Raw genomic sequence first — 23,814 nt, 5'->3', positions numbered from 1 at the left:
TGATGGCGTGACAGAGGGACGGCAGCAGCTCTCGCGTGCGACGCGTATTGTTGTAAAGATCGGTTCGGCATTGCTTACCAACGATGGTCAGGGGCTCTGCGTTGAAGGCCTGGACGCCTGGGTGGCGCAGATAGCGGGTCTGCGAGCAAAAGGCTGTGAGATTGTGCTGGTGTCTTCCGGGGCGGTAGCCGAGGGAATGACCCGTCTCGGGTGGTCGCGCCGCCCAGAGGACCTGCATCACCTGCAGGCAGCGGCGGCTGTGGGGCAGATGGGCTTGGTTCAGGCTTACGAGGCGCGATTCCGAGAGCACGGCTTACAGACGGCGCAAATCCTGTTGGGGCATGACGATATTTCCGCGCGGGATCGCTACTTGAATGCTCGGGGCACCTTGTTGACCCTGCTGGGGCTTTCCGTGCTGCCGATCGTCAACGAAAATGATAGCGTGGTGACCGATGAAATCCGCTTTGGTGACAATGACACCTTGGCTGCGCTGGTTGCCAACTTAATTGATGCTGATGCGCTGCTGATCCTGACGGACCAGAGCGGCCTGTATAGCAGTGACCCCCGCTACAACCCCGAGGCTGAGCTTGTCAGTGAAGCCGATGCTGCCGATAAGTCTCTGGATGCGATGGTCGGTGGCAGTGCCGGGAGTTTGGGGCGTGGCGGTATGATGACCAAGTTGCGGGCGGCGCGTTTGGCGGCGCGCTCGGGTGCAAATACCCTGATAGCGGGCGGGCGTGAGCCCGATGTGCTGTCCCGCGCCCTGTCGGGGGAGGCGCTGGGTACTTTGTTGCTTGCCAAGGAGCCGCCGATGACGGCACGCAAGAAATGGTTGGCGGGGCAGTTGCGGCTGCGTGGCAGTGTTGTGGTGGATGACGGCGCGGCGCGGGTATTGCGCCAACAGGGGCGCAGTCTCCTTTCTGTTGGAGTGGTTGCCGCTCGGGGGCAGTTTGAGCGCGGTGATTTGGTGAGCTGTATTGATGCGGAAGGTAGGGAGGTTGCGCGGGGCTTGGTTAATTACCGTGCGGACGAGGTTGTTCGAATTGCTGGCAAGCCGACTGCTGAGATCGCCGAGATTTTGGGTTATTTGGCTGAGCCGGAGCTGATCCACCGCGATAATATGGTCGTGATGTCGTAACCGAAAATGCCAGGCATAAAAAAACCCGCATAAAGCGGGTTTTTTTATGCCTGGCTTGCTGGTTTTACGCAGCTTCGCCCATGGCTTTAATGCGAGCGTTCAGGCGGCTCTTATGACGAGCAGCTTTGTTCTTGTGGAAAATGCCTTTGTCGGCAGTGCGGTCAAGAACAGGTACTGCGGCTGCGTAGGCTGCTTTTGCCGCTTCTTGGTCGCCAGACTCGATTGCAGCAATAACCTTCTTCAGGTAAGTGCGAACCATTGAGCGCAGACTGGCGTTATGAGTGCGACGTTTCTCCGCCTGACGTGCGCGTTTTCTTGCTTGCGGGGAATTTGCCACCCTTATTACTCCTCTAGAACTTGCGCTGAAAATTTAGGCCGTGGATTATTCAGTTTTGCGCCGCCTATGTCAAGGGAAAACGGGGCTTGGCTGGGGATTATTTGCGAGGGAAGGTGAGGCCGCCTGGCCCTCAGCGCAATCGCTCGACGATCTGCAGGCCCCAGCACGTTACGCAAAGCATCAGACTAATCATCACGGCGGCTGAACCGATATCTTTGGCCTGCCCAGAGAGTGGGTGGCGATCGGTGCCAATACGGTCTATCGCTGCTTCTATCGCCGAGTTTATCAGCTCGACGATCAAGACCAGCAAAACCGGGATAATGAGCAGGCTGCGCTCGATCGCATTTTCCCCCAGCCAAAACGCTGCGGGTAGCAGAATGGCGGCCAGCATGCACTCTTGTCTGAAGGCCTCTTCATGGCGCCACGCGGCGGCGAGCCCCTTGCGAGAATAGAGAGTGGCGTCAATCAGTCGCCAGAGGCCGTGTCGGCCGGGCTTATTCATCATGGTAATTTCACAGCTGTTAGCCAGGTCTGTGTCTCAATCGGTGTACAATACTCAGCGCTATGCTTATGCAGGGCTGTTATATAAGGGCGTAGGCGCGCGAGCTCCGGTAGAACCGCCTGCCGAGAAGACACAGTGTAATAGCAGGACGATGACAATTCAGAGACAACTCTTACATCCGCGCTACTGGCCAACCTGGCTGGGTGTGGCATTTATGTTCGTGCTGGCAAAGTTGCCTCAGCGATTGAACTACCTTGTCGGCAAGCTGCTGGGCAGTTTGTTTTACTATTTTGCCGGTGGTCGACGCCATGTTGCCGCGCGAAATCTGGCGCTGTGTTTTCCGGAACTTACCGAGGCGGAACGTCGTCGCCTGCTCAAAAAAACCATGCAGGATCAGGGTATCGGTTTGCTCGAAATGCTGCGAACGTGGTTTACCCCAATTGACAAGCTGGGCGTCGAGTTGGAATTCGTCGGTGAAGAGCATCTCGACGGCGACGACCAGGGCGTCATCGTATTGGGCGCGCATTTCACCTTTATCGATTTGAGCGCAGCCTTAATTGCGCGCAGTAAGCGTTCTGACTCGTTCTATCGCAAGCAAAAGAACCCGGTGATCGAGTGGATTTTGAGTCGAGCGCGCGGGCGTTATGGTGAGCCGATTCACCGGCGCGATTTTAAACGCGCACTAAAATCCCTTCGCAAAGGGAACCGGCTGTTCTACCTGCCGGATCAAGATTACGGCCGCAAGTCGGCGGCATTTGTTGAGTTTTTCAATAACCCTGCCGCCACTACCGTGGCGACGTCTACCCTGGCTAAGGGTGGGCGCGCGAAAGTGGTATATATCGACCAACAGCGCTTAGAGAAAGGGCGCCGAATTCGCCTGGAGGCCATTCCGCTGGAAAATATTCCCAGTGGCGATCCCGATGCCGATGCGCGGGCGGTGAACGCTGTGATTGAAGAGAATATTCGCCGAGCGCCGGAGCAGTATATGTGGGTCCATCGCCGTTTCAAAACGCGCCCCGAAGGCGCTGCGAAGGTGTATTGAGGCCCTATGGCGACGACTTTGCGATTGTGGTTTATCACTGACGGGCGCCCCGGCCACCTAAATCAGTTGCGCGGGCTTGCCGAGCGGCTCGAGGCAAAAGTACCGTGCCAAATTCACTGGTTGGATATTTCTCAGCAGGGGTTTCGCAAGGCTGGCCGCAGCGGGCTTTGCGGGCAGTTCGCTGCCAGCTCGCTCCCCGATTGGGTGGTGGCCGCCGGGAGTCGTTGTCACCTGCCCCTGCTGTGGACCGCGAAGGTGAGCGGCGCTCGCTCTTTGGTATTAATGAAGCCCAGTCTGCCGCGATGCTTATTTGATGCCGCGATTATTCCCGAGCATGATGCGCCGCCGGTATCACCGAAAATACTGGTTACCAGGGGCGTGCTCAATGTTATGCAGCCGACTTTTGAAAATAGGGATAAGCGGCGTGGCTTGATTGTATTGGGCGGGGTAAACAAACACTTCGCCTGGGATAACGACGCAGTATTAGCGCAGGTGCTGGCGATTGCCAACGGGCGCTCAGACTTGCATTGGACCGTATCAGACTCGCCGCGTACTCCGCCCGGCCTACTGGAAGCATTGGCGTCAGAGGCGGTGGCTAATATAGATACCCTGCCCTTCAGTGATTGCCCACCCGGGTGGCTGAGAGCGCAGTTAGCCGCAGTTGCCGAGGCCTGGGTCAGTCGCGACAGCGTGTCGATGGTCTACGAGAGTATTACCTCGGCGGTGCCGACCGGCTTGTTAGCGCTCCCACCATTGCGAGATTCGCGGGTAACGCGAAGTATGGCGAGCGTGCTGGCGGCAGGTCTGGCCAAGGGGTATGAGTCTTGGTCCGCTGGCGAGCCATTGCCACCCCCTGCTGAACAGGTTTGGGAGGCAGATCGTGCCGCCGATTGGCTGCTCAACACCTTAGAAGGAAAAAAACATGCTTGATGCGGTTAACGAGACTGAAGCGAGCCCCCGCGTGCTCAAGGTCGTGCAGTTGCTGCCCGCGCTAAATTCCGGCGGCGTTGAGCGTGGTACCGTCGAATTTGCGCGAGAGTTGGTTCGTCTGGGCCATCAATCGGTAGTCATTTCTCACGGTGGCCGCATGGTCGAGCAGCTAGAGGCCGAAGGCAGCCAGCATATTGCCATGCCCATTCATCGCAAGTCTCTGGGCTCGCTGTGGCAGGTTCGGCCGCTGCGGCGATTGCTGGAAACACTGCAGGCGGATGTGATCCATGTGCGCTCGCGTGTGCCGGCCTGGATAGCCTGGTTGGCGTGGCGAAAGATGGACCCGGCTAGCCGCCCCCGCTTGGTGAGCACGTTTCACGGCATGTATTCGGTAAACGCCTACAGTGCCATTATGGCAAAGGCGGAGCATTGCATTGCCATCTCACATTGCGTTAAACGCTACATGGTCGATAATTACCAGATTCCCGAAAGCAAGATAACGCTGATTCCGCGGGGCTTGGACGCCGAGGCCTTCGTTCGTCAGGATGCCGATGGTCAGTGGTTGGAGGCGTTGCTTTCGGAGTATCCGCAGCTCAATGGCAAACCGATAATATTAATGCCGGGGCGGCTGTCGCGGTGGAAGGGACAAGAGGCCTTCCTGCAAATGATGGCCCGTTTAGTGAGCTTGCGTCCGGATGTCCACGGGGTGGTGGTGGGAGATGCCGAGCCCGGCAAGCAGCACTATTTGGAAGAACTGCTTGCCATGCGTGAGTCGCTGGGGCTCACCGAGGCCGTCACCTTTGTTGGTCACCGCAGTGATATTGCCAATTTCTATCGCTTGGCTGCTGTTACTTGTCATCTTTCTAATAAAGAAGAACCCTTCGGTCGCACGGTGCCAGAGTCCCTCGCCTGCGGTACGCCGGTGGTAGCCTATGACCGCGGTGGCGCAAGTGAGTCACTGAACGCCGGTTTTCGTCAGGGGCTCGTCCCTGCCGACGATGTGGTGGCGTTTGCGGCGCGTGTTGCCGATTTGTTAGAGGCCGACAATCAGATTAGTCTGCCGCCTGAATACTATTTGGATCACCAAGTGGCCAGTACCCTGAATGTGTACGAGCAATTACTTGGCAATTCTGCCCACTAGCGCGCCCTGACGCCGCGAGGTGGTGGTGATATAGTCGGCCGCTCCAGGGCGGCACTCCCTGGCAGCAATGCCGCGCAACAATGACAAGAACGAGATAACTATGAGAGTACTGCACATCGCCTATCAACAGCTGCGCCGCTACGGCCAGACTCGGGTGAGTTGGGCGCAGAAACTCAGCTTTGGTCTGATTAAGAACGATCACTACCTGCAAACGTTCAGCGACCGAGATATCGCTGCCTTTGAGGCGCCCCTGGGCATTCGCGATCTGGGGGTGGGCAAGGCCAACAAGCGCTTGCTGGAGATGGTCGATGCGATGGAGCCCGACCTTGTCATCGCCGGTCATTGCGACATGATCAGTAACGACACTCTGCGAGAGGTGAAAAAACTCGCCCCGAATTGCTTTATTGCCCACTGCAATAATGACCCGCTGTTTGTGCCCAGCAATGTTGAGCGTATCGCTTCGCGCGCCTCGGTTAGCGATGCCGTTTTCGTCTCTACGGGTCGGCGCGAGCTCAAACAATTTGAAGGCATTGGTGCGCGGCTTTATCACATGCCTAACCCCGTGGAAGCTTCCGTTGAGGTGTTGGATAACTCGCGGAAAACTGATCTGCCCATCGATTTGTTGTTCTGTAGTAATGCCACCAAATTTACCCAGCGTCTTGAAATGGTCGGCCGTATAAAAGAGGCGGTAAAAGACCAAATGAATTTCAAAACCTATGGCAGTTTTGGCGAGGCGCCGGTGTGGGGGCGCGACTACGATCGCGCCTTAGCCGAAACAAAAATGGGGCTAAACCTGAACCGCCAAGAGGGTGACTATTGGTATTCATCCGCGCGAATGGCGCAGTTGGCGGGCAATGGCATTTTGCAGTTCACCCACAGTGGCCCGCGCTTCGACGAGCTTCTTCCCGAAGAGTCCGCCGTTTATTTTAATGATGAAGATGATCTGCTGGCGAAAATTCGCGAGTTTCATTTTGACGATGCTAAACGACAGCACTGGGCATCACGGGCGCGGCAGTTCTATCACCAGGAAATGAATTCACGGCTCTATGCTCAATATATCGTTGAAGCCAGTATGGGAATCCCCTTCAGCCATGACTATGTGTGGGCGCGGGATATCCACCTCGACGGGTCGATGAAATGACAATTGCGCTGAGCTCGCAGAAACCCTTTGCACAGGGCGGGAATCGACTGTGCTTTATCGACCCCGCTGATGCCGATCGCTGTATTAAAGTGAGGCGCCCCGACTTCACGCTCGAGGATTGTCGTCGAAAAAAGGGTTTTCCCAAGAACCTCAAGCCACTGTCTAGTTTTGATGACAGTTTGGAAGAGTTTCACGTTATGCAGGGCTTTGAGCGCCACTATCCGGAGAGTATTTTCGACCACGTTAGTCGCTGCTTTGGCTTTGTCGACACCGATATGGGGAGGGGCCTTAGCTCGGAACTCATTCGCGACAGTGATGGGCGCATTTCCATTACCCTGAAACAATATGTCTGGGAGCGTGGTTATACGCCAGACTGCCAGGCCGCGGTTGACGTGCTTTGCAAGCATTGGCTCGCGCATTGCGTGCCGTCGCGCGATATTCTTGTTCACAATGTTGTCGTGCAGCGCGACGTTAGCGAGGCTGGCGAGAATATTCGCCGGCTGGTTGTGATTGACGGCCTCGGTAGTTCCAACCTCATTCCGCTGCGGTGGCAGCCAAGAGCACTGCAGCAGAAAAAGACGCAGCGGAAAATCGATAACTTCCACCAGAGAATAGACACTCTGATTCAAACCCGAAGTCGAGACAGCTTCCCTGGCACCCATGGCTTGCTGTTTCACGATGGGCTCAGCCAGAACGAGGCTGTGCCCTCGTCGACAAATATGAAGGACCCTGACGCATCATGAGTGGATCCCTGCGCATCGCCCAAGTCCTAGCGGGCGCCGAGCACGGCGGTGCCGAAAACTTTTTTGTACGCTTGAGTGCCGCACTGCAGGCATCGGGCAGTATTCACGAGCGCGCTTTTATTCGCCGCCATGCTCACCGCCTGGACGCCCTGCGTAGCCAGGGCGTGGAAGCAGAGGGCTTTCGATTTGGTGGTAAATTCGATTTTTACGACGCCTGGGTGTATCGACGTCGTCTGCGTGCTTTCAAGCCAGACGTGGTCATGACCTGGATGGGGCGCGCCAGCGATGCAACGCCAAAGGGTGATTACGTACTGGTGAACCGGCTCGGCCATTATTACAAACTGAAGTATTACCAGCAGGCTGACTACTGGGTGGGGATCAGCAAAGGAATTTGCCAGCACCTGATCGAGGGGGGAATGCCGGAGGAGCGTGTGGTTCACATTCCCAATTTCGCCGATGAAACCCCGGTCGAGCCTCTGCCGCGAGACAGCTTTGACACGCCTGCTGATGTTCCATTGTTACTCGCTGCAGGGCGTCTCCACGTAAACAAGGGCTTTGATACCCTGCTGCGCGCATTGGTTAATGTGCCCGACGCAGTCTTGTGGCTGGCTGGCAGCGGCCCGGAAGAGCAGGCCTTAAAGTCGCTGTGCAGTGAACTGGGGCTGGATAAGCGTGTTCGCTTTTTGGGCTGGCGGAATGATGTTACTGCGCTTATGCGCAGCGTCGATGCCTTTATTTGCCCCTCGCGACATGAAGGTCTGGGCTCGATCGTGATGGAATCTTTTGCCCATCGCTGCCCAATTATCGCCACCCGCTCTCAGGGCCCCGGCGAGGTAATTGAACATGACTACTCGGGTTTACTGACGGATATTGACGACGTCGGCCAGCTTAGTGAAGCGATGAACCTTGCGCTGACAGATGCAGCGCTTCGCGAGAGGCTGGTAGAAAATGCGACGCAGGTTTATGCCACAACATACAGCCGCCAGGTCATCGTGGATGCCTACCTCGATTTTTACCGCCGCATTGCTGAGCAGCGCTAACAGGCTTGCAGATGATGACTGACACCAGCGTAGTGCGAATTAACATTGCCATCTGCAGCTGCCAGCGGCCAAAGCTGCTGGCGAAGGCGTTGGCCAGTATTGCGGCGATGGCTTCTCCCGAGGGGACGGAGGTTATCGTCAGCGTTATTGATAACGACCCTCAGCAGTCTGCAAAAACGGTATGTCGCGATTGGCAAACCAAACTGGGTGTTGCGCTGCATTATGAGCACGAGCCTCAGCGGGGTATCCCGCTTGCTCGCAATCGGGCTATAGATGTTGCCCATCAGCTCGGTGCCCACTATTTGGTATTTATCGACGATGACGAATGGGTGGAGTCCGATTGGCTATGTGAACTTTACCGCTATGCTCTGTCGCTCGGTGGCAAAGCCGTTGTGCACGGCGCGGTAGTGCCCGAGCTGCCGCAAGGGGCACCCCAATATATGGGGGAGATCTTTTTTGATAAAGGGCGCCCAACGGGTACAGCACTGGGCAGTTGCGCCACAAACAATGTGCTGATACCGATTTATGTGACCCAAGAGCTGGGCCTGCGCTTTGATGAGAGTCGCCCGCTGGCTGGCGGCACCGATACCCTTTTTTTCTGTGCGGCGGTAGAGCGTGGCGTGGAAATTTTTGAGTGCGCAGAGGCGCGTGTTCATGAAGAGATCCCTACATCAAGGTTGAGCAGCCGTTGGTTAGCGAAACGAAAATATCGCGCGGGTATCACCTTGTCTCGGCGAAAACGCGAAGCCGGCCGTTCGGCGGTGGGTTTGTTGCTGTCGGCGACTTTCCAAGTCGTGCTAAACGGCCTGCTGATATTGCTATCCGCTGTACTGTTTCAGCGCGTGGCGTACTACAAGGCGCTGATGAAAATGTCCCGAAATGCAGGGGTGTTGAGTGGGCTGATGGGGGCAACCACCGACAGCTACCAGAAAATTGAAGGGGCATAGGCCCTAGACGAGAAACGACGATGAAAATAATGGTCACCGGCGGCGCTGGTTTTATTGGTTCGGCTGTTGTGAGGCACCTGCTAGCAAACACTGATCACAGCGTCGTCAATGTCGACAAACTAACTTACGCGGGCAATCTAGAATCACTGCCCGGTGCAGAACAAAATCCGCGTTACCAGTTTGAGAAACTCGATATTTGTGATGGCCAGGCGATGGCGGGGGTACTTCGAGAACATCAGCCTGACGCGGTAATGCACTTGGCGGCGGAGAGCCATGTCGACCGTTCGATAGATGGCCCTGCAGCATTTATCGAAACCAATATCGTTGGTACATACCAGCTGCTCGAGGCCGTGCGCGGCTATTGGTCTGGCCTAGACGAAGAACGCAAACCGGCGTTCCGTTTTCATCACATATCTACCGACGAGGTTTACGGCGACCTCGAAGGACCAGAAGAGTTGTTTACAGAGCAGACGCCCTATGCCCCTAGCTCGCCTTATTCAGCGAGTAAAGCGAGCTCTGATCACCTAGTGCGCGCCTGGGGTCGCACATACGGCCTGCCCGTTATGCTGACGAATTGCTCTAATAACTACGGCCCATATCACTTCCCAGAGAAATTGATCCCGCTGGTGATTCTTAATGCGCTGGAAGGAAAGGCGCTACCGATATATGGCAAGGGCGATCAAGTGCGGGACTGGTTGTATGTGGAAGATCACGCCCGAGCACTGGTGACGGTGCTCACAAAGGGAGCGGTTGGCCAGACTTACAACATCGGTGGCCACAATGAAAAAACGAACCTTGAGGTGGTGGAGCGTATTTGTGATTTGCTTGATGCAAAGTGCCCGCAACACCCCCCAGGTGTCGCCAGTTATCGTCAGTTGATTTGTTTTGTTACCGACCGTCCTGGCCATGATAAGCGCTACGCCATCGATGCAGGCAAAATCGAGCGCGAGTTGGGCTGGGTGCCGGTAGAGAGTTTTGAAAGTGGCCTGAACAAGACTATAGATTGGTACTTGCAAAATACGCAGTGGTGCCAGCGTGTTCAGGACGGTAGCTATCAGAGGCAACGCTTAGGCGTTGGAGACGGAGACGTTTCATGAAGGGGATCGTATTAGCCGGGGGCAGCGGCACCCGATTGCACCCGATTACTAAAGGGGTGTCTAAGCAGCTCCTGCCAGTCTATGACAAGCCGATGATTTATTATCCGCTATCGGTGTTAATGCTGGCGGGAATTCGTGACATCTTGATCATCACTACCCCTGAAGATCAATCATCATTTCAGCGCTTGTTGGGTGATGGCAGTGATTTTGGCATTCACCTGAGCTATGCAGTACAGGCGAAACCGGAGGGCTTGGCGCAGGCGCTTATTATTGGCGAGCAATTTATAGGCAATGACAGCGTATGCTTAGTGCTCGGGGATAATATTTTCTATGGCCAAGGGTTTCGGCCAATGCTTGAGTCCGCGGCTGCGCGAGGCAAAGGCGCAACCGTATTTGGCTATCAAGTTAAAGACCCTCAGAGTTTTGGTGTTGTTGAGTTTGATGAGCAGCGGCGGGCGCTGTCGATAGAAGAAAAGCCGCAAAAGCCGAAGAGTCACTTTGCGGTTACCGGCTTGTATTTTTACGACAATGATGTGGTGGATATTGCCAAGCAGATAGAACCTTCTGAGCGCGGTGAACTGGAAATTACCTGCGTCAACAATGTTTACCTCGAGCGTGGGGATCTTCAAGTCGAGTTATTGGGGCGCGGCTTTGCCTGGCTAGACACCGGTACCCATGACAGTTTGTTGGCGGCGGCGCACTTCGTTGAAACCATTGAGTCGCGGCAGGGCTACAAGATCGCCTGCTTAGAAGAAATCGCGTATTTTCGCGGCTGGCTGAGCAGTCAGGATATTGAACGCTTGGGGCAGTCTCTGGGAAAAAGTGGATATGGTGACTACCTGCTGTCGCTGCTGGAGCATGAATGAGCACGGCTAGTGGCGCAGCGCGCATCGTTCACTGTATGAATGCTCAGAAGTTTACCGAGCCTTTCATCGATTTCGTTGAGCAGCATTTCGATAGCAGTGAGCACCGATTTATAATTCGGGAGGACGATAAGTTTGTCGTCAAAGCGCGTGAAAATGTTGTCCTGGTGCCTAAATCGATAGGCCGCATTGCCTTGCTTAAACTTTATTACACCGAGTTCAAGTCTGCCGAGAAGATATTTCTACACGGTTTGTTTGCCAAAGACCTCGTTAAAATACTGGCACTGCAATATTGGGTGCTCAAGAAGTGCTATTGGATTATGTGGGGGGCTGACCTCTATCATTTTATCTTCCGCAAACGCAGCGTACGTGCAAATATTTTTGAGCGCGTGCGGGCATTTGTTATTCGTCGCATCGGCCACCTCGTTAGCTATATTGATGGCGATATTGCATTGGCCAGGGAGTGGTATGGCGCTTCGGGACAGTCGTACAGCTGCCTAATGTACCCGAGTAATCTCTATAAGCCGCTCTCCCTTGTCGATGCTGACAAAAGGGGTGGCGAAGTGGTTATCTTGGTCGGTAACTCCGCAGATAAACGCAATGAGCACCTCGATGCCTTTACACGGCTAGCGCCGTTCTCTGCGCACAATATTCGGGTGGTTGTGCCTCTTTCATACGGGAACAAAAAATATGCGGAGTCGGTGATTATTGAAGGACGCCGCTTGTTTGGCGATAAATTCGAAGCGATTACCGACTTTATGGCATTTGACGATTACATCCACCTGCTTGCTCAGGTGGACGTGGCGATTTTCAACCATCGAAGGCAGCAGGCTATGGGGAATATTGTCTCGTTGCTTGGCATGAAGAAAAAGGTGTATATACGCTCAGATATTACAACCTGGGAGTTTCTTGCCGATATCGGTGCGAAGGTGTTTGATGTTGAATGCTTCAGCCTAGATGCCTTAGATACAAATGAAGCGCAAAGGAACGAGTCAGTAATCGCTGATTTTTTTTCTAAGGAGAAGCTGGTGTTGCAGTATCAACAGCTTTTTGTAACCCAAAAAAGTGAGCGCAGATAATGACAGGTAGTGTGCAGGCGGATCAGCTGCGAATTTTGATATGGGGTGGCGGGAGCAAGGCGCGAATTGTCATGCGCATGATTGAAGAGCTCTATGGTGACAGGGCGTCGCTTGTAGGTATTTTCGACCCCTACATCTCTACTCTCAACTTCGCTGCAGACTGCCCACTATACTCAAATGGGGAAGAGCTTTCTTTTCTCCTTGCGCAAAGCAGTCATTTTGTTGTTTGTATTGGCGGCGAAAACGGCTATGCAAGATATACGATTTCTGAGTGCTTGATGTCCGAGGGCTTGAAGCCCCTGTCACTCATTAGCCGATACGCTATTTTTGACGATGTTTCGTCCCTTGGCGAGGGCGTGCAGGCGATGCCCGGCGCAGTGGTGCATAAGTTCTCGTCGCTCGGACGGTATTGCATATTGAACACCAATTCCACGGTGGACCATGAGTGCCTCCTGGGTGATGGTGTGCACGTGATGGGCGGCGCTTCGATTGCCGGCCGTGTTGAGATAGGGAGCTATTCTACGATTGGCACCAATGCGACCGTTTTACCTGATCTTCGCATTGGCAGGAGTGTTTTTGTCGGCGCTGGCGCGGTGGTGACAAAGGATATTGACGATGGCGTTGTGGTAGCCGGGGTGCCCGCTCGAGTTATTCGCCCGGTCGTTCAAAATGATGCCGAAACGCGCTTCTTTGCTAAGTAGATTGGTTTGCGATGTCGAGACTCAGCAAATTTTAGTTAACCCGCCACAGTGAGGTTTTGCTAGCGTGGAAAAAGAAAGTCTTCCGTTTAATAAGCCGCCGCTCACAGGCAATGAGCAGCAGTATGTGATGCAGGCAATGGCCAGCGACAAAATATCCGGCGATGGCCAGTTTGGTAAGCGGTGCCAGCAATGGTTTGAAGAACGCTTAGCAGTGCCAAAGACGCTGCTTACGCCGTCTTGCACGCATGCTTTGGAAATGGCGGCGTTGCTAATCGATATTCAGCCAGGCGATGAAGTTATTATGCCTAGCTACACGTTTGTTAGTACCGCGAATGCTTTTGCCCTGCGCGGGGCTAGAATCGTCTTCGTCGATGTGCGCCCGGATACCATGAATATTGATGAGACGTTGATCGAAGCCGCGATTACGGAAAAAACGCGGGCGATTGTCCCCGTTCACTATGCCGGTGTTGCCTGTGAGATGGATGCCATTATGGATCTGGCGGCGCGCTATCAATTGTATGTGGTTGAGGACGCGGCTCAAGCCGTGCAGTCGCGCTTCTGCGGCCAAGCTGTCGGCACCCACGGGCATCTATCTGCTTTCAGTTTCCATGAAACCAAGAATGTGACGAGCGGCGGCGAAGGCGGCCTGCTTATCATTAACGACGAGAAATTTGCGCAACGCGCGGAGATTATTCGAGAAAAGGGGACTAACCGCAGTCAATTTTTTCGCGGCGAGGTCGACAAGTATTCCTGGGTGGATGTCGGCAGCAGTTATTTGCCCAGTGAGCTGCAGGCTGCCTACCTGTGGGGGCAATTAGAGCGCGTTGAGCAAATCACCGAACATCGCTTGCAAAGTTGGCAGCGATATTACGAATTGCTAGCGCCGCTGGCTCAGAAGGGGGTGGTCAGTTTGGCGACGATTCCTTCTCATTGTGATCACAACGCCCATATGTTTTATCTGAAGGTGGCTGACCTGGCACAGCGCGGGCAACTGCTGTCACATTTAAAGGCTCAAGGCATCCTCGCTGTTTTCCACTATGTGCCGCTGCACTCTGCCGATGCCGCCAGTCAATACAGCCGTTTTCATGGCGCCGATCGCTATACTACCAGCGAGAGTGAGCGCCTATTGCGCCTGCCGCTGTACTACGGAATGTCGGTAGCGGATATCGACCGGGTCTGCCGGGCGGTGAATGACTTCTTCGCATAGCTGCGCCCGCTGCCGCCGCTGGCTGCGACATTTCCCCACAATGACCGGAGGAAGCCCCCGGTCAATCTCTGTATAATCGCCGAAAATTCCTCGCCGGAGCTGGCTTGATGCCTCTTCGGCTCGCTGCGGCCATTGTGTCGACAGCTCTGAAATTACCCCCAAAGAAATCGAGTTTTTCATGTTACTACTGTCGAAAAAAGAAGACTGGCTCGGCAATATCCGCGCCGATATCCTCGCTGGTTTAGTGGTTGCGCTGGCGCTGATTCCCGAAGCGATCGCTTTTTCCATCATCGCGGGCGTAGACCCCAAAATCGGCCTGTATGCGTCGTTTTGTATCGCGGTGGTCATTGCCATCGTCGGCGGCCGCCCGGGGATGATCTCGGCGGCCACGGGGGCGATGGCGCTGCTGATGGTTACCCTCGTTAAGGAGTACGGCTTGCAGTATTTGCTAGCCGCGACCTTGCTTTGCGGGGTATTGCAGATCATTGCAGGCTACCTAAAGCTAGGCCAGCTGATGAGCTTTGTATCGCGCTCGGTAGTCACCGGCTTTGTGAATGCCCTGGCCATTTTGATCTTTATGGCGCAGTTGCCCGAACTCACTAACGTAACGTGGCATGTCTACGCTATGACGGCGGCGGGTCTGGGAATAATTTACCTGTTCCCACTACTGCCTAAAGTGGGCAAGGTTATTCCGTCGCCGTTGGTATGTATCCTGATGCTCACTGCATTTAGCCTGATGGTAGGCTTGGATATTCGCACGGTAGGCGACATGGGTGAGCTGCCCGACACGCTGCCTATATTCCTGTGGCCAGACGTGCCGCTGAACTGGGAAACACTGCAGATCATCTTTCCTTACTCGGCCGCGTTGGCGGTGGTGGGGCTGCTGGAGTCGCTGATGACGGCAACGATCGTCGACGATCTCACGGATACGGGCAGCGATAAGAACCGCGAGTGTAAAGGCCAGGGTATTGCCAATATTTTCTCGGGCTTGCTCGGTGGTATGGCGGGCTGTGCCATGATCGGTCAGTCGGTTATCAATGTTAAGTCGGGTGGCCGAGGCCGTTTGTCGACCTTCTTTGCTGGGGCGATGTTGCTGACAATGGTGGTTTTCCTCAGCGATTGGGTGTCGCGTATTCCGATGGCTGCGCTGGTGGCGGTAATGATTATGGTGTCGATCGGCACCTTTAACTGGTCCTCCATCAAGGGCCTGAAGACGAACCCGCTGTCGGCCAACATCATTATGCTCGCCACCGTGGCGGTGGTGGTATGGACCCATAACCTGGCCTTCGGGGTACTGACGGGCGTGCTGCTGGCGGCGCTGTTCTTTGCCAATAAGGTTAGCCACTTCATGTATGTGGACAGCGTGCTCAAAGAGGGCGGCGGCCAGCGCAACTACCGCGTCGTCGGTCAGGTATTCTTTAACTCAGCGGATCGCTTCGCGGCAAACTTTGACTTTAAGGAAGCCCTTGATAAGGTGGTAATAGACCTGAGTCGCGCCCATTTTTGGGATATTTCTGCCGTTGCCGCTTTGGACAAGGTGGTTATTAAATTTCGCCGAGAAGGTGCAGAGGTTGAGTTGATTGGCTTAAACGATGCCACGGCAACCATTGTCGATCGCTTTGGTATTCACGACAAACCCGAAGAAATTGAAAAAGTGCTGGGAGCCCACTGATGACGGATAACTATGTCTTGGCCTGCATTGATGGCGCCGCACTTAGCACCGCCGTGTGCGACTACGCGGCGTGGATCGCCAGCCGCGTTCAGGCGCCGGTTAAGCTGCTGCACAATCTTGAACATCGCCCGCAGGCGGCGGTGGCCGATTTAAGCGGCAGTATTGGCCTTGGCAGTCAGGAAGAGCTGCTGGAAGAGCTCATCCGGGTTGAGCAGGAGCGCAGCCGTCTGTTGATGCAGAAGGGCAAATTGATGCTCAAGGCAGCTGAAGAACGGGTGCATGCAGATGGCGTGGAGCAGGTTGAGTGCTGGCAGCGTCACGGCAGTCTGCAGGAATCGCTGATTGAGAACGAGCAGGATATCCGCGTGCTGGTGATGGGCGTGCGCGGTGAGGAGCACCACGCGGGGCAGTTAGGTGCGCATTTGGAAAGTGTTATTCGCGGCTTGCACCGGCCGGTACTGGTGGTGAACAGTGCGTTTAGTGCACCGAAGAACGTCATGCTTGCCTACAACGGCACCGAGGCGTCTCAGAAGGCCCTGGACATGGTGGCCGCCAGCCCGCTCTTCAAAGACATTCCCTGCAAGCTGGTTTACGTTGGCGACGACAAACGGGCGGCGGAGATTTTAGCGGATGGCAGTCGCCGACTAACGGCGGCGGGCATAGCGCACGAGAGTGTGCAGCTGCAGGGAAAGATCGACGAGGCACTCATCAGTTATCAGGCGAAAGAAGGGATCGATCTCACCGTAATGGGGGCGTACAGCCACCACCGCATTCGCGATGTGCTGCTGGGCAGCTTTACGGCAAAAATGCTCAGCAAGACGCAAAAGCCGCTGCTGCTATTGCGCTAGGCTGGCTGAATCTGTCCGCTCTTCACATCGCCTAGCGGTGTGTTCGGCGGTAACATCGCCCTCAAGTGATGATTTCGGTCGCACTTGGAGGGTGAAAACTCGCCACCAAGCGTTGTGCGATCGCCAAACCTGATAAAACGATAAACAAGGGGAAGGCTATGAACGCAATACAACCCGCCGTCAATGAGATTGCTGCACCACTTCACCAGGCATTCGACCTACAGCGCCAGGCCTATCTGGCCGCGCCAGTGCCCAACTACAGCGAGCGCAAACAAGACCTTCAGCGCTTGAAGAGCATGCTTAGCGACAACCGCGAAGCGATTATTGATGCGATCTGTCAGGATTATGGCAATCGCTCGCGTCACGAGAGTTTGTTTGCGGAAATCATCGCAGTAACCGATGCCATCAACGATGTGATCAAGCATCTAAAAAAATGGATGCGCGTACAAAAACGCCACGTCGATCACACCATGTTTCCCGGCGGTCGCAACCGTGTCATTCCCCAGCCCTTGGGCGTGGTGGGAATCATCGTACCGTGGAACTTTCCGGTAAACCTCAGCTTTGTGCCCATTGCCCAAGCCTTTGCCGCAGGCAACCGCGCCATGGTGAAAATGTCTGAGAACTCGCGCGCACTGAGCGCCTTGCTTCGCGAGTTGACCGCCAAGTACTTCGCTGAAGACAAGCTGCAGTTTTTTGATGAAACCGGCGGTGTCGGCATCGAATTTTCGAAGATCCCCTTCGACCTGCTCGTGTTTACCGGCTCAGGCCAGACCGGCAAGTCGGTGATGGCCGCCGCGGCGCAAAATCTGACACCGGTGGTGTTAGAGCTAGGCGGAAAGGCCCCTGCGGTGATTGATCCGGACTACCCGATTGAAAAAGCCGTTGGACGAATCATGTTCATCAAGCAATTCAATGCCGGGCAAATTTGCACCAACGTCGACTATGTATTCGTGCACAGCAGCCAACGAGAAGCCTTTGTGAACGAGGCAAAACGCTACGTTGCCAAGCACTGCCCTGATATTAATCATCAAGACTACACCTCAATTATTGACGACCGCTCAATGCAGCGTTTACAGGCTACCCTTGAGGATGCGCGTTCAAAGGGTGCAACGGTCATCAACCTGAACGACCAAGACGCGAATATCGAGGCGCGAAAACTGCCGCTGCACCTGGTGTTGGACACCACGCCCGAAATGACCATTCGCCAGCGCGAAACTTTCGGCCCGCTGTTAATGGTGTTGGAGTACGACAGCCCGTCCGAAGTGGTCGACTACGTGAATGCCCATGACCGCCCGCTGGCGTTTTACCCTTTCACCAAAAAGCGCGAGTTGGCCGACATGTATATTGAGCGGGTCATGTCGGGTGGCGTAACGGTTAACGATGCGCTATTCCACCTTGCCCAGCACGATCTGCCCTTTGGTGGTGTGGGCGGCAGTGGCATGGGTCACTATCACGGCTATGAAGGGTTTATCACCTTCAGTAAGCTGCGTCCGATCTACTATCAGCCCGGTTTCTCACCGATGGAGTGGTTGCGCCCACCCTATGGCAATTTCGCCACGCGCTTCTACAACCTGCTGCTAAAACTCAAGGGCTGATCGCTCGTCATTTAGCCAGTGTCTCAATAGGGGAGCTTAGCTGCTCCCCGTGCTTCCCAGAAAACCAATAAATAGGAATTGCTATGAAGACTGCAATGCGCCTGTTGAGCAGTACTGTGCTGCTCGCGATGACCCTAAGCGGCTGTAGCCGCGATGTTGACACGAAGGTCAGCGCTGATAGCCAGCCTGTTAATGCTGAACGAATCATTGCTGCCGCGCCCGGTGAGTGGGTGAGCCACGGACGTGATTATGCCGAGCAACGTTTTAGTCCGCTCAAGCAGATCAACGATGACACGGTAAGTGAGCTGGGCCTGGCGTGGTATGCCGACTTGCCCACGCGTCGCGGCATTGAGAGCACGCCGCTAATGGCAGACGGCGTGCTATATGTAACGGCGTCGTGGGGCCACGTACTCGCCTTTGATGCACGTAACGGCGCGCTGCTTTGGCACTTCGACCCCAAGGTTCCCAAGGACTACGGCGTCAATGGCTGCTGCGACGGGGTTAACCGCGGGGTGGCACTTTGGGGCAACGCTGTTTACGTCGCCAGTTATGATGGCCGCTTGAGTGCCCTCGACAGGCACACAGGCGAGCTGCAATGGCAGGTGGATACCCGAATAAACCAGCAAGACCCCTACACCGTTACCGGTGCGCCGCGCATTGTCGACGGCCGCGTCATTATTGGTAACGGCGGTGCCGAACTCGGCGTTCGCGGTTATGTGAGTGCCTTTGACGCAAAGACCGGTGAGCTGGACTGGCGTTTTTATACGGTGCCCGGCAATCCGGCTAAGGGTTTTGAAGACGACACCCAGAAAATGATCGCCAAAACCTGGCACGGTAAGTGGTGGGAAAATGGCAAGGGCGGCGGTACCGCTTGGGACTCTTTCGCCTACGACCCCGAGCTGAACCTGCTTTACATTGGGGTTGGTAATGGCTCGAGCTGGAACCGCAAAGCGCGCAGTGATGGCAAAGGCGATAATTTATTCCTGTCGTCAATTGTGGCCGTGAAAGCCGACACAGGAGAGTATGTCTGGCACTACCAAACGACCCCCGGCGACAGTTGGGACTACACGGCGACACAGCACATGATTCTCGCCGAGTTAGAGATTGATGGCGTCGAGCGTAAGGTCATTATGCAAGCGCCGAAAAACGGCTTCTTTTATGTGCTCGATCGCCGCAGCGGCGAACTATTGTCAGCTGAGAAATACATGCCCGTAAACTGGGCGAGCCATGTAGATATGGAAACGGGGCGGCCGGTGGAAGCCGCGGGCCTGCGCGATGGTACTTTCCCGGGCATGGTGAGGCCCGCGCCCAGCGGCGCCCACAATTGGCAGCCCATGTCATTCAGCCCGCAAACGGGCTTGGTATACATTCCGGCAATGAGTTCGGGGGCAATCTATTCGGACGACTTTTCCGCGAAGGACCGCAAGGGCACCTGGAATACCAACTACGCTGTTGAAGCAATGCTCGAGGTGCCCGACCAGGTGACGGTAGAGCAACGCAAGGCAATGGGTGAAATGCTGCTGCAGTCGGTGCTGATCGCGAGGGATCCGGTCACCAATACCGATGCCTGGCGAATTGAGGGCGGCTACTTCTCGGCCAGCGGCTTGCTGTCCACGGCTGGGAACTTACTATTTCAAGGAGACTTGGACGGGCAGTTTCGCGCCCGCGCGGCCGATACCGGGAAGTTGCTTTGGCAAAAAGATGTACAGGGCGGTTTGATGGCTGCACCGATGAGCTATGAGCTTGATGGTGAGCAGTACATTGCTATTGCCCAGGGCTGGGGCGGTATCAGTGGCCTGCCCTACGGCGCCGTGTCTGGCCCCAGGAATATGATCAATATTAGCCGCGTGCTGGTCTTTAAGCTCGGCGCCAATACCGAACTGCCGCGCATCCCGGTTGTTGAGCAAGCCCTGCCAAAACCCGCATTGGCGGCGGCAAGCGATGAAGACATTGCGAAAGGACGTGAGCTGTTCAACCTTTACTGCGCGGTCTGTCACGGCGGCAATGCCATTAGTGCGGGGCTGATTTCCGATTTGCGTTACCGCATTAATGACCTCGACGAGGCGTGGCTTGCGATTGTGCGCGACGGTGCGTTGGCTTCCATGGGCATGCCCGCGAGAGGTGAGTTCATTGATAACGATGAAGCCATCGCGATCAAGCACTATGTTGTCGAGCAGGCGCGCTTAGGACACGAGCGTGGCGAGAAGCGCTTGATAAGGGGCGCTGCACAATAGCCTATCCGCAGAGGGAAAAACAGCGGCTCTTGCCGCTGTTTTTTTGCGCGCTTATTTCGCTGAACTTATTTAACTGAACTTAAGGTCACTGGCCGGGTATTTTCCAATGCGTTCAGGAAGGTGACAATGCTCGCCGTGTCAGCGTCGCTGAGTGAGCGGCCAAGTTGTAACCACGCCATCTGTTTTACCGCTTCGTCCAACGTTTTGGCCGCGCCATCGTGGAAGTAGGGCGCGGTGCGTGAAATATCGCGCAGCGCTGGCACCTTAAACACAAAGCGGTCGCTCGCCTTGCCGGTTACCTCCTGACGGCCAATGTCGCTGGTATTGGCATAGGCATTCACCACGCCCATTTTTTGGTACATGGTGCCGCCCAGTGTCGCGCCGCTGTGGCAGGCGATGCAGCCCGTGCTAATGAAGGTTTTCAAGCCCTGCTTTTCCGCTGCGTTCAGTGCTTGGTCGTCGCCCGCCAAGAACTCGTCAAAACGGTCGCGGGTAATCAACGTGCGCTCGAAGGCGGCAATCGCTTCGGCCATATTGTCGTAGCTCAGCGCGGGCTCAGCATTGGGAAAGGCCTTGGCGAAGGCTGTTGCGTAACCCGCGTCACGCAGCCGCTGTTCGGCGGTTGCTTCATCGGGCATGGCCATTTCTACCGGGTTGAGAATGGGGCCCTTTGCCTGGGCTTTCAGGTCGGCGGCGCGGCCGTCCCAGAACTGTGCAATGTGAAAGCCGGCGTTAAACGAGGTGGGTGAGTTGCGACCGCCGCGTTCGCCGAGCGCGCCTGGCGAGGTGGGCTCGTTGTCGACACCGGCACCGTTGTTGTCCACTTGGTGGCAGCTGTTGCAAGACTGACTACCATTGGTCGATAGCGCCGTTTCAAAATAGAGCTGTTCACCTAGGGCAATGCGCTCGGGCGTGTCATTTTCGCTGCCAGGCATTGCCGCGGGCAGTGGTTTGAAAAAGGCTTGGGCCTGGGCGCGAAGCGCGGCATCGGCGTTGGCTGTTGCGCTGGTAGCAAGGCCGCCAAGGCACAGGCCGACGACCGCGAGGGTATTTTTAACGCTGTTGTTAAACACGGGTATTACTTCCTTGGGTAAATTAAGGAGGCATCATACGTGCTCGAATCGCTAAGATTAAATCTTAAAAATCTATCGTTCTCATAGGATTTGGCAATAGCGGTTAGCGTCGCTGCCTACCACTGGTAGCTCATGCTGGCGAATACGCTCCGGCCGGGGTTTTGGCTTGGGTTATAGGTGCCCGGGAACATCGCGGTATCAATCACTTGGTTGAGGCTGCGCTCGTCACTTAAATTCTTGCCGCCAACCGTCAGCGCCCAGCCTTGCTCGTCACTGCGCAGTGTCAGATTTGCGGCGACGGTTGTGGTGTCGGGAATGCGCGTATTGTCGTCCAGGTCGGTGTCAGTGTAGTGCTCGCCCTGATGCTGAATATTCATGCTGGCACGCAGCAGAAGGCTGCCCAGCTGATACTCCAGCGTTGGGCTTATTGTGGCCGTTAACTCCGGCGCGAAAGCCAGGCGTTTACCGCTGAGGTCTTGTTTGGCACCGATGCCATCGCTAATGGGTGCCGGACCGTTTTCATATTCTTTGTAACGGGCGCGCAGGTAGCCCAGTGAGGCGTTGATACTGAGCGGGGTATACGGAGTGAGCCACTGAATCTCGCTCTCGATACCCTCGGAAAATGCAGCCGCGGCATTGGTAACGTCGAACAGTAAACCGTTAAATGCAAGAACCTGAAGGTCATCAAAGTCCATGCGGTAGGCAGTCATATTGAGCTGTAGGCTGTTATCGAGCCAGCGGCTACGCAGGCCCAGTTCGAAAGATTGTGCCTCTTCCGGCTCGAACTCCAGCTGCTCGCCAGTGAAGGAAATGGCATTAACGCCACCGCTTTTGAAGCCGCGGGAGAGGCTGGTGAAAAAGGAAATATCGTCGTTTAAAAAGTAGCTGAGTGTGAGCTTGGGGGATAACTGGGTTTCAGTGCGTTCAATCTCGCCGGGGGCGTAGTCCTGGCCGCCGGTGAGGGTCGCGGTAATGCAGGGCAGTAATGGGTTGCTGCACACGCCTTGGCCAGTGGGGGTGGACTTCTTCGTTTCCCGGTTCAGGCGCAGTCCCGGTGTAAGTACCCACTTTTCGCTAATATCCCAGCTTACTTGGCCAAACAATGCGGTGGCGGCGGTGTCCTGGCGATAGTCAAAACGGTAGTAATCGGTTTCCTGAAGTAGGTTGGTCAATTGCGGCAGGATGGCGGCCAAGGTGCCGGCCAAAGGGTTGCCGGGCACATTACTACTGCCACTTAGTAGCTGTTGGGCATCTTTGGTTAGCACGTAGGAGGCAATATCCTGGCCAGCAATAATGTCGGCAATGATGCGAAAGTCACTCTGGAAATAATACAGACCGCCGATAAACTCAACATTCCCACCTAGCCCAAATAAGCTGTCTGCCGCGCCGCTAAAGCGCCATTCGAAAGTTTGTTGGCGATAATCGTCGACCTCGTCCAAGGTCAATAAATCGGCGGGGGAGACATCCAGATCCTGTCGTTGTTCGACATCCAGCCAGGACAGGCCGATGACAGCGGTGGTGTCCAGTCGCGATAAGCCAGCCACTTCACCAAAGTCATAGCTACCTCGCAGGGCCAGGCTATTTGAGCGCTGGTAGAGCTTGCCGTCTTCATTAAAGCTGGTTTGGAAGTTGAAAGGGTCATCTTCGATTTCGGGATCGAAGTTTTGCAAATAGTCCCGAGTATCGTCGTCGAGCTTCATTAACTGCCTTGGCCAGAAGTTAACGCGGGTGACGGATTGCTGCGCAATCAACTCCAGTTCACTACGCTCACTCGGTTGCCAATTGAGCTTTGCTCGCAGCGCGTCTTGGTCGCGGTCGTCCTCTTTTCGCTCGAGTTTGGTGTTTTCCAGGCGGCCGTCGCGCTGCCACTTCATGGCTGACACGCGCAGTCCGAGACTGGGGCTAAAGCGATACCCGACGCCTGCCTCAAGACGTTGTTCGCCGTATTCTTCGTCGCGGTAACTCAGCTTCCCTTCACTGCCTTCCTTGGCGGGGACAGTTTGGCTGCTGACATTGAATACACCGGCGATCGTATTTTTACCGAACAGCGTGCCTTGTGGTCCACGCAGCACTTCCACCCGCGCAAGGTCATACATCGACTCGCTGAAGTAGCTGGGGCGACCGTAGAACACCTCATCCTGAACCAGACCTACCGCAGGCTCGAAGCTGGGATTAAAACTGTTGGTGCCAAAGCCGCGAATGAATACCTGAGGTGAGGACGGGCTGGTGAATTCGACTCTGACATTGGGTACGTAGGCTGACACGGCGACCAAATCGCCGATGGCGTTGTCCTGCATAAAGTCGCCAGACAGGGCGCTGATTGAAATTGGAACGTCCTGCAGACTTTGTTGGCTCTTCTGCGCGGTGACGACCACTTCCTCTAAAACGCGAGGGCGGTTTTCGGCTTCGGCGTTGGGGCTGAGCAGGGCCAAGGCAAGGATGCCTAGGGCGGTCGTTCTACTATTGCTGTGCGTTGTCATGGCG

21 protein-coding genes are annotated in these 23,814 nt (G+C 55.4%); 17 read left to right on the top strand and 4 right to left on the bottom strand.

Translation table 11 applies throughout. The features are described 5' to 3' along the window. Positions 1 to 7: 7 nt before the first annotated feature. Entirely contained in the window at positions 8 to 1,138 is a 1,131-nt protein-coding gene (gene proB, locus AC2Q8J_RS07970; protein ID WP_204995054.1) for a glutamate 5-kinase, read from the top strand. A gap of 64 nt (positions 1,139 to 1,202) precedes the next feature. Here proB and rpsT read toward each other — a convergent pair whose 3' ends face one another. Next, entirely contained in the window at positions 1,203 to 1,475 is a 273-nt protein-coding gene (gene rpsT, locus AC2Q8J_RS07965; RefSeq protein ID WP_204995055.1) for a 30S ribosomal protein S20, read from the bottom strand. Between the two features lie 130 nt (positions 1,476 to 1,605). Beyond that, the gene (locus AC2Q8J_RS07960; protein WP_374961441.1) at positions 1,606 to 1,980 is read right to left on the bottom strand and encodes a diacylglycerol kinase; all 375 of its coding nucleotides are present in this window, start codon (positions 1,978 to 1,980) and stop codon (positions 1,606 to 1,608) included. Positions 1,981 to 2,128: 148 nt separating this feature from the next. Here AC2Q8J_RS07960 and lpxL point away from each other — a divergent pair, with 148 nt between their 5' ends. The 16 genes from lpxL to AC2Q8J_RS07880 all read left to right on the top strand — a co-directional run bounded on the left by lpxL (position 2,129) and on the right by AC2Q8J_RS07880 (position 20,257). Beyond that, a complete protein-coding gene (gene lpxL, locus AC2Q8J_RS07955; protein WP_204995056.1) occupies positions 2,129 to 3,019 on the top strand; it encodes an LpxL/LpxP family Kdo(2)-lipid IV(A) lauroyl/palmitoleoyl acyltransferase in 891 nt (296 codons plus the stop codon). Positions 3,020 to 3,025: 6 nt separating this feature from the next. Continuing rightward, on the top strand, positions 3,026 to 3,949 hold the full coding sequence (locus AC2Q8J_RS07950) for a mitochondrial fission ELM1 family protein (RefSeq protein ID WP_486452594.1): 924 nt from the start codon (positions 3,026 to 3,028) through the stop codon (positions 3,947 to 3,949). After that, the gene (locus AC2Q8J_RS07945) at positions 3,942 to 5,090 is read left to right on the top strand and encodes a glycosyltransferase family 4 protein (protein WP_486452593.1); all 1,149 of its coding nucleotides are present in this window, start codon (positions 3,942 to 3,944) and stop codon (positions 5,088 to 5,090) included. Before AC2Q8J_RS07950 ends, AC2Q8J_RS07945 begins: the two co-directional genes overlap by 8 nt. A gap of 100 nt (positions 5,091 to 5,190) precedes the next feature. Beyond that, positions 5,191 to 6,231: a glycosyltransferase family protein gene (locus tag AC2Q8J_RS07940; protein WP_027874910.1), complete on the top strand. Its 1,041-nt coding sequence runs from the start codon at positions 5,191 to 5,193 to the stop codon at positions 6,229 to 6,231. Next, positions 6,228 to 6,974, top strand: a complete 747-nt coding sequence (locus tag AC2Q8J_RS07935) for a YrbL family protein (RefSeq protein WP_374961431.1) — start codon at positions 6,228 to 6,230, stop codon at positions 6,972 to 6,974. Before AC2Q8J_RS07940 ends, AC2Q8J_RS07935 begins: the two co-directional genes overlap by 4 nt. Beyond that, the gene (locus AC2Q8J_RS07930) at positions 6,971 to 8,014 is read left to right on the top strand and encodes a glycosyltransferase (RefSeq protein WP_036256965.1); all 1,044 of its coding nucleotides are present in this window, start codon (positions 6,971 to 6,973) and stop codon (positions 8,012 to 8,014) included. The genes AC2Q8J_RS07935 and AC2Q8J_RS07930 overlap by 4 nt, the downstream gene beginning before the upstream one ends. A gap of 11 nt (positions 8,015 to 8,025) precedes the next feature. Continuing rightward, entirely contained in the window at positions 8,026 to 8,961 is a 936-nt protein-coding gene (locus tag AC2Q8J_RS07925) for a glycosyltransferase family 2 protein (RefSeq protein WP_486452592.1), read from the top strand. A gap of 20 nt (positions 8,962 to 8,981) precedes the next feature. Next, positions 8,982 to 10,058, top strand: coding sequence for a dTDP-glucose 4,6-dehydratase (rfbB, locus tag AC2Q8J_RS07920; protein WP_486452591.1), 1,077 nt, complete (start codon positions 8,982 to 8,984; stop codon positions 10,056 to 10,058). Then, positions 10,055 to 10,924 carry a glucose-1-phosphate thymidylyltransferase RfbA gene (gene rfbA, locus AC2Q8J_RS07915; protein ID WP_486452590.1) on the top strand — a complete coding sequence of 290 codons (870 nt, stop codon included), beginning with the start codon at positions 10,055 to 10,057 and terminating at the stop codon, positions 10,922 to 10,924. The genes rfbB and rfbA overlap by 4 nt, the downstream gene beginning before the upstream one ends. After that, positions 10,921 to 12,000, top strand: coding sequence for a TDP-N-acetylfucosamine:lipid II N-acetylfucosaminyltransferase family protein (locus AC2Q8J_RS07910; protein ID WP_486452589.1), 1,080 nt, complete (start codon positions 10,921 to 10,923; stop codon positions 11,998 to 12,000). The genes rfbA and AC2Q8J_RS07910 overlap by 4 nt, the downstream gene beginning before the upstream one ends. Then, positions 12,000 to 12,701 (top strand): NeuD/PglB/VioB family sugar acetyltransferase, encoded by a 702-nt coding sequence (locus AC2Q8J_RS07905; RefSeq protein ID WP_486452588.1) that lies wholly within the window; start codon positions 12,000 to 12,002, stop codon positions 12,699 to 12,701. Before AC2Q8J_RS07910 ends, AC2Q8J_RS07905 begins: the two co-directional genes overlap by 1 nt. Before the next feature lie 64 nt (positions 12,702 to 12,765). After that, positions 12,766 to 13,908 (top strand): dTDP-4-amino-4,6-dideoxygalactose transaminase, encoded by a 1,143-nt coding sequence (gene rffA, locus AC2Q8J_RS07900; RefSeq protein WP_486452587.1) that lies wholly within the window; start codon positions 12,766 to 12,768, stop codon positions 13,906 to 13,908. Between the two features lie 178 nt (positions 13,909 to 14,086). After that, the gene (locus AC2Q8J_RS07895) at positions 14,087 to 15,580 is read left to right on the top strand and encodes a SulP family inorganic anion transporter (RefSeq protein WP_486452586.1); all 1,494 of its coding nucleotides are present in this window, start codon (positions 14,087 to 14,089) and stop codon (positions 15,578 to 15,580) included. Beyond that, the gene (locus tag AC2Q8J_RS07890) at positions 15,580 to 16,428 is read left to right on the top strand and encodes a universal stress protein (protein ID WP_486452585.1); all 849 of its coding nucleotides are present in this window, start codon (positions 15,580 to 15,582) and stop codon (positions 16,426 to 16,428) included. The genes AC2Q8J_RS07895 and AC2Q8J_RS07890 overlap by 1 nt, the downstream gene beginning before the upstream one ends. Positions 16,429 to 16,586: 158 nt before the next feature. Further along, complete coding sequence (locus AC2Q8J_RS07885) at positions 16,587 to 18,023, top strand: coniferyl aldehyde dehydrogenase (protein WP_424143197.1); 1,437 nt, start codon at positions 16,587 to 16,589, stop codon at positions 18,021 to 18,023. A gap of 83 nt (positions 18,024 to 18,106) precedes the next feature. Then, positions 18,107 to 20,257, top strand: a complete 2,151-nt coding sequence (locus AC2Q8J_RS07880; protein WP_486452584.1) for a PQQ-dependent dehydrogenase, methanol/ethanol family — start codon at positions 18,107 to 18,109, stop codon at positions 20,255 to 20,257. 65 nt (positions 20,258 to 20,322) lie between these two features. On the opposite strand, the gene AC2Q8J_RS07875 is transcribed toward AC2Q8J_RS07880, so the two are convergent. Both AC2Q8J_RS07875 and AC2Q8J_RS07870 read right to left on the bottom strand, forming a co-directional pair. Continuing rightward, positions 20,323 to 21,330, bottom strand: a complete 1,008-nt coding sequence (locus AC2Q8J_RS07875; RefSeq protein WP_486452583.1) for a cytochrome-c peroxidase — start codon at positions 21,328 to 21,330, stop codon at positions 20,323 to 20,325. Between the two features lie 116 nt (positions 21,331 to 21,446). Continuing rightward, the gene (locus AC2Q8J_RS07870; RefSeq protein ID WP_486452582.1) at positions 21,447 to 23,810 is read right to left on the bottom strand and encodes a TonB-dependent receptor; all 2,364 of its coding nucleotides are present in this window, start codon (positions 23,808 to 23,810) and stop codon (positions 21,447 to 21,449) included. Between the last annotated feature and the right edge of the window lie 4 nt (positions 23,811 to 23,814).

This window comes from Spongiibacter sp. C9W (genome assembly GCF_057370015.1).
This window is presented reverse-complemented; position numbering and strand designations above follow the sequence as displayed.